This is a genomic window from Vreelandella stevensii S18214, from assembly GCF_000275725.1.
Classification (GTDB): Bacteria; Pseudomonadota; Gammaproteobacteria; order Pseudomonadales; family Halomonadaceae; genus Vreelandella; species Vreelandella stevensii.
On sequence record NZ_AJTS01000021.1, the window covers coordinates 40,172 to 47,339 of the forward strand.

The window sequence follows — 7,168 nt, forward strand, 5'->3', positions numbered from 1 at the left end:
ATGCGTTTTAATATCATGTGCCGACACCCGAGAAACAACATGACCACGATCGATTATGACCTGCTCAATCGACAGCTCGCTGCTCTGCTGGACACACGCGACTGGCTGACCAACAGCGCCCAGACCAGCGCTTTCATCCAGCAATCGCTGGAACAGCTCAACTGGGTAGGCTTTTACCTGCAGCGCCAGCCGGAAATACTGACCCTGGGTCCCTTCCAGGGCAAGCCCGCCTGCAACCCCATTCCGTTCAGCAAGGGAGTATGCGGCGCAGCAGCGCGTAGCCGCGCCACTCAGCGGGTCGACGATGTACACGCCGTAGCCGACCACATTGCCTGCGATGCGGCCTCCCAGTCCGAACTGGTCGTCCCCATCGTTCAGGATGGCTGGCTATGGGGCGTTCTGGATATCGACAGCCCTCAGCTGGCCCGCTTCAGCGCCCAGGACCAGGCCGGTATCGAGGCGCTGGTCGATACCTTCATTCGCCAGACCGATCTGCCCCGCCTATAACGCAAAAAGCCCCGAGCAATGCTCGGGGCTTTTTGAGGAATCTGGTAGGACCAGGCGGATTTGAACCGCCGACCTCCACGATGTCAACGTGGCGCTCTAACCAACTGAGCTATGGTCCTGAAACGTGGCTGCACATGATTGGTAGGACCAGGCGGATTTGAACCGCCGACCTCCACGATGTCAACGTGGCGCTCTAACCAACTGAGCTATGGTCCTGCTGTGCAACGGATGCGTATTCTACGGCTTTATAGCTGAATTGCAAGTCATTTTTACGACTTCTTCTCTGCAAGGCTCTGGCAACCGCCTGAGCTGGAAGAATTATATCGACACTTGATAAACGTAACCACTAAGCTTCATCTACATTAAATTGCCATATCATGATGCCGGGAGGTATCGCTTGCTCGGGCCACTACTGGGTTGTACCGCTCTGACACTCCTGTTCGCCACGCTGCTGGCCAGAGTCCGCCTACGCTGGTGGTGGATTCGCAGCGTCGAGTTTCCACGTTTGCAGCTGGCGACCGCAGCGGCGCTCTGCGCGCTGCTGAGCGGCCTGATACTGCCTGCTGGCAATTGGCAGAACATTGCCCTGGCGGCTTCCCTGGTGAGCCTGCTGCTTCAGTTGCGCTACATCATCCCATGGACCCGCTGCTGGCCAGTCCAGGTCAAGGCCACCCACGCCGACAGCCAGGCGCCGACGCTGACCCTGCTGATCGCCAACGTGCTCACGCCCAACCGACAGTCAGCGAAACTGCTGGCCATGATCGAGCGCCATCAGCCAGACGTGGTCCTCACCCTCGAATCCGACCAGTGGTGGCAAGAGCAGCTCGATAGCGCTCTGCATGAACGGTGGCCCCACAGCGTCAAGGTGCCGCTGGACAACCTCTATGGCATGCATCTCTATTCACGCCTGCCGCTGAGCAATCCACAGGTGAAGTGGCTCATTCAGGACGATATCCCGTCCATCCACACGCGCATGACTCTGGCCAACGGCGAACAGATTCGCTTTTACGCCCTGCACCCAAGACCGCCCGCCCCCAGCGAGAGCGAAAAGTCGCTGTGGCGGGACGCAGAGCTGCTATGGGTAGGCAAGGAAGTCCACGAAGAGCCGTTCCCCACCATCGTGGCGGGCGATCTCAACGATGTGGCCTGGTCGCGCACCACGCGGCTGTTCTGCAGGGTCAGTGGCATGCTCGACCCCCGGCGCGGCCGCGGGCTCTTCAGCACCTTTCACGCCCACTACCCTCTGCTGCGCTGGCCGCTGGATCATGTGTTCGTCAGTGAGGAGTTTACGCTCACCCACATGGAGCGCCTGGAAGCCTTCGGGTCGGACCACTTCCCCATCCTGGCGACGCTCAGCTATCAGCCTGCGCGCCAGGAGGAGCACGACACTCCTTCCGCCAGTCAAGAAGAGCGCCAGGAAGCCAGCGCTACCATTGCGCAAGGCAAGAGCGAAGAGCAGCAGACCTGACGCCAAGCTGGCCTGAACCAGGCCAGAGCGATGGTGTTTACTGAGGGATCCCCCCGCAAGTGAGCACCGCCGGGTCCAGCAAGCGCTCCAGGGTCGCGCGATCCAGGTCGGTTTCTTCCTCGGCCACGTCGATGATGGGCCGACCCGCCTGATACGCCTTCTTGGCAATGGCCGCAGCGGCGTTGTAACCAATGACGCTGTTCAGCGCCGTGACCAGAATCGGGTTGCGCGCCAGCGGCCCCTGCAAATTGTCCTCGCGCACCTTGAAGGTGGCGATGGCCCGCTCGGCCAGCAGCGTGGCGGTATTGCTCATCAGCGTAATGGAGGTCAGCAGATTGGCCGCCACCAGCGGTAGCATCACGTTCAGCTGGAAGTTACCGCTCTGCCCGGCCACGGTCACCGCCGTGTCCAGACCGATCACCTGAGCCGCCGCCTGGGCCGCGGACTCGGGAATCACCGGATTGACCTTGCCGGGCATGATGGAGCTCCCCGGCTGCAGCGCCTCCAGCTCGATCTCACCCAGCCCTGCCAGTGGCCCAGAGTTCATCCAGCGCAGGTCATTGGCAATTTTCATCACCACACAGGCAAAGCCGCGCAGCTGCCCGGACAGCTCCACGGCAGCATCCTGAGAGCCCAGGCTGGCGAAGAAGCTGTCGTTGGGCACCAGAGAAAGCCCTGTTTGTCGACTCAGGTCCTCGGCTACCCGCTCGGCAAACCCTTCAGGCGCATTGATGCCCGTGCCCACCGCCGTACCGCCCTGGGCCAATCGGCACAGCCGCTGCTGGGCGCTGTCAAAACGTTCGATGGCCTGCCCCACTTGGCTGGACCAGCCGCCCAGCTCCTGGTCCATGCGCAGCGGCATGGCGTCCATCAAATGCGTGCGCCCGGTCTTCACCACGTGGGAAAGCGCTTCGGCACGACGGTCGATGGTCTCTTTCAGCTGCACCAGAGCAGGCCGGAGCTGGGTATGTACCGCAATCGCCGCAGACAGGTGAATGGCGGTCGGGATGACATCGTTACTGGACTGCCCCATGTTGACGTGATCATTGGGCGTGACCTCGACCCCTTCACGACTGGCCAGGGTCGCCAGCACCTCATTGACATTCATGTTGGTCGATGTGCCCGACCCCGTCTGGAAAACATCCACCGGGAAGTGCTCATCGTACTGCCCGTCGATCACCGCCATGGCCGCCTTTTCGATGGCTGCGGCGCGCTGTTCATCCAGCAGCCCCAGCGCCTGATTGCTGCGCGCGGCGGCCAGTTTGATGCGCGCCACGGCGTGAATGAACGCCGCGGGCAACGGAGTGCCCGACACCGGGAAGTTGTTCACCGCCCGCTGTGTCTGGGCACCGTAAAGGGCTTCTGCGGGCACTTCCAGCTCACCCATGCTGTCTCGTTCAATCCGCGTGCTCATGGTGCTCTCCTTTTCCAATGGGCTCATCGAGCCCAGTTCGTTCATCGAGTTCAGTTCGCTTGTTAATGGCTGGCGTCGCCATCATCGACAAACAAATGATAATGATTATCCATAACTTTAAGTGTAGCGATGTTCCATGGATCGGTAAACAGCGTCCCCACAGCATGGAGGGCAAGAGGCCATTGCGCCATGTTGCACTGCACAAAAACAGCTGTTATGCTGCAAAGCAAGATAAGGTCGGCAGTTGCGAAAGTGGCTTCAGGAACGCGGTTGCTGAGCCTTGAATGTTGGATTGCCCTACTCGATCAGCAACCCGTTTGTCTAAGACTTTGCCCAAGACAAGGCCAGGAGATATCACCATGCGTACCTTCAACACCAACGAAATGACTCAGCAGTTCGACAACCTGTTCATGGCACCTGCCCGTGCTTACATGACCCTGAGCATCGACTACTCTGAAAAACTGCTGAATGCCCAGCTGGACGCGAACAAAGCGTACGTGGACACCGGCATCGCCCAGGTGCGTCAGCTGATGAGCGTCAAGGATGCCGATGGCCTGCGCAGCTACATGGAAAGCCAGCAAAAAGTGGCCAAGGAACTCGCCGAGCGCGTCAAGGGAGACGCCGACAAGGTGGTATCGCTGCAGCAGGACTTCCTGCAAAAAAGCCAGAAGCTGACCGAAGACAACGTCAAGCAGGCTCAGGCAACTGCCAGCAAAATGAGCAAAAGCGCCTGATCAAACGCCAGGCTGGCTACACGTGAGTGGGGCCAGCCCAACGTAAAAAGCCCCGAGCACGCTGTGCTCGGGGCTTTTTCATGGCGCCTACCGATGGTGTCTACCAGTTGAGCGCGCCTTTCACGAAAGGAATGGTCAGCTTGCGCTTGGCCGACAGCGACGCCTGATCCAGAGTCTCCAGCGCCCGGCACAGCTCACCAAGCTCTCGGGGGCCGCGATGCAGGATATACCGGCCCACATCGTCAGGTAATTCCATCCCCCTGACCCGGGCCCGCAGCTTCAAGGCGGCCAGGCGCTCCTGATCATCCAGCGGATGAAGATGAAACGTCACCCCCCAGGTCAACCGTGAGGCCAGATCCGGCAGCACGACCTCCAGCCGTCTGGGCGGCGCATTGGCGGCGATCAAGAGCGCCTTCCCGGCATCTCGCAAGCGATTGAACGCGTGGAACAGCGCCTCTTCCCAGCGCTTGCGCCCGATGACGTATTCGAGGTCGTCGATGGCCACCAGGTCAAGACGCTCGATATCCTCCAGCATCAGCGGCGGGAAATGGCCCAGGTCGGCCAGCGGCAGGTAAAGGGCACGCTTGTCCTGATCCGAGGCCGCGTGGCAGGCCGCCTGCAACAGGTGGCTACGGCCGCTGCCTGGCGCACCCCAAAGATAGATAAACGGCTCGGCATCTGGCGACAGCTGCTGCGTCAGGTGCTGTACCAGAGCTGCATTACCGCTCGAGGGGTAGTAGTTGTTCAGCGTTGCGTCATCACGCAACCCCACCCCGAGCGGTAACTGTGCCGGCAATCGGCTCATGAAGACTCCCTTTTGTCCTGGAGACCCAGTTCGTGCGGCGGTAACGTCGGTTCCAGCGTCTCATCATACAAGGCACTGTTCTGGTAGCGCTCCTTGACCTCCTTGAGCAGCACCATGATGACCGAAGCCGCAGGCAAGGCCAACAGAACCCCGGTCAAGCCAAACAGGTTGCCCCCCGCCAAGACCGCAAAAATGACCGCCACCGGGTGCAAGCCAATCTTGTCACCCAGCAGCTTGGGCTGCAGCACGACGCTTTCGATGACCTGCCCCAGGCTGAATACCCCCAGCACCCCCAGCAGCGCCCACCAGCTATCGAACTGGAACAGCGCCACCACCAAGGCACTGCTGAGCCCAACGATAAACCCCAGGAAGGGGACGATGCTGACCAGCCCGGAAATGACGCCGATCAACAGGCCAAAATTCAGCCCCATCAGGGTCAGCCCCACGGCATAGATGACGCCCAGACACAGCATGACCAGTAGCTGGCCTCGCAGGAACGCCGCCAATACCTCATCGCAGCGTTTGGCCAGCCGCGTGGCGTCATCGACCCAGTGGCGCGGAATCAAGTCGATCAGATTGTTCAGCAAACGGTTCCAGTCAAGCAGCAGGTAGAACGTCACCACCGGAATCAATGCGACGTAGGTCACCCATGTGGCGAAGGCCATGCCCGAACGGCCAATCTGGCCAAGCGCCTGCGCCAGGTAGCTACCGGCGTCGCGCCAATTGTCGGCCAGCGTCTCCTGAACATTGTCCAGCTCGGAACGCAGATCATACCCCGTCCACTCCTGCACCTGCGGGGCCAGATAGTTTTCCACCCAGTCGAACACGCCAGGCACCATCTCACCCAGCTGCTTGATCTGCTGGATGACCAGCGGAATCAGGATCAGCAAACTGATGGCCAGCACCAGCAACAGAATGAGAAATACGCTGCTGACCGCCCACACCCGTTTCAGCCCCAGCCGCTGAAAATAGTTGGTCAGCGGGTCTGCCAGGTACGCCAGAATCAGTCCGGCAATGAAGGGCATGAGCACCGCATCCAGTAAATACACAACGCCAACCAGGGCCACCAAAAACAGGATGCCCCACCATGAATGTCGCATTTTATTCTCTCCTCCCTGGATAAACGGTCAGCGTCAGGCACTGAATAGTAACAAAACCTGGCCTGCACGCACCTGATAACGTGTCCATCGGTGCGACTTACGTCGCGCAGTGATACAATCGCAGGCCGTTATCGCTCCGGCACTGGCAATTTGCCAGCACAATCGCTTTGCATAGGCTTCACAGGACCCGTCATGACCGAGACCTCCTCTTCCCAGTCGACTCCCACTCTCAGCTACAAGGACGCAGGCGTCGATATTGATGCAGGCAATGCCCTGGTGGACCGCATCAAGCATGTGGCCAAGCGCACGTCACGCCCGGAGGTCATGGGCGGCCTCGGCGGTTTCGGCGCCCTGTGCGAGCTGCCTGCGGGTTACCGTCAACCCGTACTGGTCTCTGGTACCGACGGCGTAGGCACCAAGCTGCGTCTGGCCATGGACCTGGGCAAGCATGACACTATTGGGATCGACCTGGTAGCCATGTGCGTCAACGACTTGATCGTGGCCGGTGCCGAGCCGCTGCTGTTTCTCGACTACTATGCCACGGGCAAGCTGGACGTGGATATCGCCGCCGACGTGGTCACCGGCATCGGGGCGGGCTGCGAGCTGGCCGGCTGTGCCCTGGTGGGTGGCGAAACCGCCGAGATGCCCGGCATGTACGAAGGCAACGATTACGACCTGGCAGGCTTCTGCGTCGGCGTGGTAGAGAAAGAAGAGATTCTGGACGGCAGCAAGGTCGCCGAAGGTGACGTACTGCTGGGCCTCGCCTCCTCCGGCCCCCACTCCAACGGCTACTCCCTGATTCGCAAGATCCTCGAAGTCAGCCAGGCGTCGCTGGAAGAGCAGGTGGACGGCAAGCCGCTGAGCGAAGCGCTGATGGCTCCCACGCGCATTTACGTCAAGTCACTGCTCTCGATGATGCGTGAAACGGAGCTGGCGGTGCATGCGCTGTCGCACATTACCGGTGGCGGCCTGTTGGAAAACATTCCCCGGGTGCTGCCCGACCACCTGGCGGCACACATCGACCTGGCCACCTGGCAGCGCCCGGAAGTATTCAACTGGCTGCAAGCCAAGGGCAACGTCAACGAAACCGAAATGCACCGCGTGCTGAACTGCGGCATCGGCATGGTGGTGGTAGTCGTC

The 7,168-nt window shown here is 60.5% G+C and carries 7 protein-coding genes and 2 tRNA genes; 4 read left to right on the forward strand and 5 right to left on the reverse strand.

Going from position 1 to position 7,168, the window contains the following annotated elements; all coding sequences use genetic code 11:
- Window positions 1–39 precede the first annotated feature (39 nt).
- Window positions 40–507 carry a free L-methionine (R)-S-oxide reductase MsrC gene (msrC, locus tag HSS18214_RS0104000; protein WP_016914014.1) on the forward strand — a complete coding sequence of 156 codons (468 nt, stop codon included), beginning with the start codon at window positions 40–42 and terminating at the stop codon, window positions 505–507.
- A gap of 42 nt (window positions 508–549) precedes the next feature.
- On the opposite strand, the gene HSS18214_RS0104005 is transcribed toward msrC, so the two are convergent.
- Together HSS18214_RS0104005 and HSS18214_RS0104010 are read right to left on the reverse strand one after the other, a co-directional pair.
- A tRNA-Val gene (locus tag HSS18214_RS0104005) sits at window positions 550–626 on the reverse strand.
- Window positions 627–646: 20 nt separating this feature from the next.
- Window positions 647–723: transfer RNA gene (locus tag HSS18214_RS0104010), tRNA-Val, on the reverse strand.
- Window positions 724–904: 181 nt separating this feature from the next.
- On the opposite strand from HSS18214_RS0104010, the gene HSS18214_RS0104015 reads away from it, so the two are divergent.
- Entirely contained in the window at window positions 905–1,975 is a 1,071-nt protein-coding gene (locus HSS18214_RS0104015) for an endonuclease/exonuclease/phosphatase family protein (RefSeq protein WP_016914015.1), read from the forward strand.
- A 37-nt stretch (window positions 1,976–2,012) separates the two neighbouring features.
- Here the strand turns inward: HSS18214_RS0104015 and HSS18214_RS0104020 are convergent, their stop codons facing one another.
- Window positions 2,013–3,389 carry a class II fumarate hydratase gene (locus tag HSS18214_RS0104020; protein WP_016914016.1) on the reverse strand — a complete coding sequence of 459 codons (1,377 nt, stop codon included), beginning with the start codon at window positions 3,387–3,389 and terminating at the stop codon, window positions 2,013–2,015.
- A 359-nt stretch (window positions 3,390–3,748) separates the two neighbouring features.
- Between HSS18214_RS0104020 and HSS18214_RS0104030 the strand changes: the two genes are divergently transcribed.
- On the forward strand, window positions 3,749–4,123 hold the full coding sequence (locus tag HSS18214_RS0104030; RefSeq protein WP_016914018.1) for a phasin family protein: 375 nt from the start codon (window positions 3,749–3,751) through the stop codon (window positions 4,121–4,123).
- 100 nt (window positions 4,124–4,223) lie between these two features.
- Here the strand turns inward: HSS18214_RS0104030 and hda are convergent, their stop codons facing one another.
- Together hda and HSS18214_RS0104040 are read right to left on the reverse strand one after the other, a co-directional pair.
- Window positions 4,224–4,928, reverse strand: coding sequence for a DnaA regulatory inactivator Hda (hda, locus tag HSS18214_RS0104035; protein ID WP_016914019.1), 705 nt, complete (start codon window positions 4,926–4,928; stop codon window positions 4,224–4,226).
- The gene (locus HSS18214_RS0104040; RefSeq protein ID WP_016914020.1) at window positions 4,925–6,028 is read right to left on the reverse strand and encodes an AI-2E family transporter; all 1,104 of its coding nucleotides are present in this window, start codon (window positions 6,026–6,028) and stop codon (window positions 4,925–4,927) included. Before HSS18214_RS0104040 ends, hda begins: the two co-directional genes overlap by 4 nt.
- A 192-nt stretch (window positions 6,029–6,220) precedes the next feature.
- On the opposite strand from HSS18214_RS0104040, the gene purM reads away from it, so the two are divergent.
- Window positions 6,221–7,168, forward strand: a 948-nt coding sequence (gene purM / locus HSS18214_RS17820; RefSeq protein WP_016914021.1) for a phosphoribosylformylglycinamidine cyclo-ligase, incomplete at its 3' end; no start/stop codon positions are given.

Bases quoted from the DNA above. Each gene is read 5' to 3' on its own strand.
- HSS18214_RS0104030 (WP_016914018.1), top strand. From the start codon at position 3,749: ATGCGTACCTTCAACACCAACGAAATGACTCAGCAGTTCGACAACCTG.
- hda (WP_016914019.1), bottom strand. From the start codon at position 4,928: ATGAGCCGATTGCCGGCACAGTTACCGCTCGGGGTGGGGTTGCGTGAT.
- HSS18214_RS0104020 (WP_016914016.1), bottom strand. From the start codon at position 3,389: ATGAGCACGCGGATTGAACGAGACAGCATGGGTGAGCTGGAAGTGCCC.
- msrC (WP_016914014.1), top strand. From the start codon at position 40: ATGACCACGATCGATTATGACCTGCTCAATCGACAGCTCGCTGCTCTG.
- HSS18214_RS0104040 (WP_016914020.1), bottom strand. From the start codon at position 6,028: ATGCGACATTCATGGTGGGGCATCCTGTTTTTGGTGGCCCTGGTTGGC.